The 1952-nt window shown below is 77.2% G+C and carries 1 protein-coding gene and 1 pseudogene; both read right to left on the reverse strand.

The genetic code is table 11. The features are described 5' to 3' along the window. Nucleotides 1-779, reverse strand: a pseudogene (locus tag LCE31_RS39295) (VWA domain-containing protein); the annotation flags it as partial. 104 nt (nucleotides 780-883) lie between these two features. Further along, a complete protein-coding gene (locus tag LCE31_RS39300) occupies nucleotides 884-1831 on the reverse strand; it encodes a hypothetical protein (RefSeq protein WP_225023050.1) in 948 nt (315 codons plus the stop codon). Between the last annotated feature and the right edge of the window lie 121 nt (nucleotides 1832-1952).

Here is a 1952-nt window from a genome sequence, read left to right on the forward strand (position 1 = left end):
GGGGCGGGGGCGGGGGCGGGCTCCGCTTCCTGGCTCGCGGACGCGGTCGGCTCCGCCGTTGCGGCGGGTTCCGGCGTGGCGGCGGGTTCCGGCGTCGGCTCGGAGGCGGGTGCGGAGGCGGCCTCGGGCTCGGGAGCGGCCTCGGGCTCGGGCTCCGCTTCCTGGCTCGCGGACGCGGTCGGCGTCGGGGTCGGCTCCGGCGCGGGCTCCTCCGCCGACGACGCGGCCGGCTCCGTCGATGCGGCCGGCTCGTCCGGTTCGGCCGGCTCCGCCGGCTCTGCGGGCTGCGGCACCTCCGCCGCTTCCGCCAGCTCGGCCAGTGCTTCCGCTTCCGCCGGCTCGGCGGCCTCCGCGGCCTCCGCGGCCTCCAGTGGTTCTGGCGACTCGACCGCTTCCGCGATGTCCCGGTGGGTTGCCTGGGACGGGACCTTCGGCGTGGCTGCCGGGGCCGGGCGCGGCTTGTCGAAGGCCGCCGCCACCAGGTCCTCCGCCGCCTCTTCCGGGGCCGGGCGCGAGGGGGCCGGAACCGTCGGCGCGGACGCGGCGGGCGACTCGGGCGTCGCGGAGCCGTCGGAGTCCGCGGAGCCGCTGGAGTCCGAGGGCGATGCCGCGGGCTCCGACGTAGCCGAAGAGGACGCGGGCTGCCCGGCCGACGACGAGCGGTCCGCCTGCGGCGGGACCGCCGCCGTGGCGGACTTGTCGCCGCCCTGCTCCTCGGGGCCGCGTGTGTCGGCTCCGTCGCGTCCGAACACCTTGCGCAACAAGCTCCGAATGCCCATGAGGGAGCCCTTTCAGCTGAGTTGGGGGTGCCGGTGGGAATCGGGAGGCCCCCGGACGGGCCCCCGAACGACCCCACATTTCTGGCCAGGGCGGATACGTAAGGTTAGCCGCCGTCCCGGCCGGCCCCCAGCCTCGCCCTGCGACAGGTCGAGAACTGCCCTTCCGGGTCGCCCGTGTACGACCACGGCACACGCACCGCGCGGACGCCGAGCAGCGCGAACGCGTCCGCCGCCAGGGCGTCGAGGCCGGCCAGGCACAGCGCGTGGACCAGGTAGTTCAGCTCGCCGACCTCCTCCGGCAGCAGCGCTCCCCAGCCGCGTCCGCCGAGCCACCGCTCGTGGGTGCGCCGCGCCTCCGCGACGGCGAGTTCGTGGCGCCAGTGCTGGCCGGCACCGTACGGCGGGGGCGTGCCGTGCGCCGCCGCCGACTCGACCACGTACCGGTACTCCTCCACGCGCGCGATCTGCACCAGGACCGGCAGCGGCGACCCCCTGGGCGCGACGGCGGCGGCGTCCCGGGCGAAGCCGTACATACGGCCGTGGGTGCCGTGCCAGCGCGCCGAGAAGTACCGCATCAACTGGGTGTGGCCCTCCACGTTGTACGGATCACGCCGCCGCAGCCCGTCCCACCAGCGCTGGAGTTCCGGGCCGCGCACGCCCTTCCCGTACAGTCTGGCCACCGTCAGCAGCGAGGCCCAGGGCGCGGGGTCGCGGGGGCCGGCGTCCGCCGCGCGCAGGCAGGACCGTACGACGGCGTCGAGCCGCGACTCCGGCACGGCGCTTCCGCCGCCGTCCGGCCGCGCCCCGCCGCCCAGGGCGATCGCCGCGTCGAAGGCCCGTACGACCTCCGTGGCCGCGCGCAGTACTGCCGCGTCCGGGTTGCGGGGCTCGGCCTCGGCCCACGCCTCGGCGACGGAACCCGCCGCCGCCGCGTGCGAGAGGACACGCAACCGGTGCGAGCGGCGCGCCCAGTTGTCACCGGTCTCCGCGAGCAGGTCTCTGGGGCCCTGCCAGCGGCCGATCACGAGGTCCTGGCGTGCCTCGGTCAGCAGCGTGTCGCCGAAATCCGGGTCGAAGTCCGGCGGGGCTCCGGGGGAGGCGTCGGACGGCGGGCAGGGCGGCGCGGCACCCTCGCCGCCATCCGTGGAGGGCGCGGGGCGCACCGTCCAGCCG

It is taken from the genome of Streptomyces sp. 8L (genome assembly GCF_020176795.1).
In the GTDB taxonomy this organism is placed as follows: Bacteria; Actinomycetota; Actinomycetes; order Streptomycetales; family Streptomycetaceae; genus Streptomyces.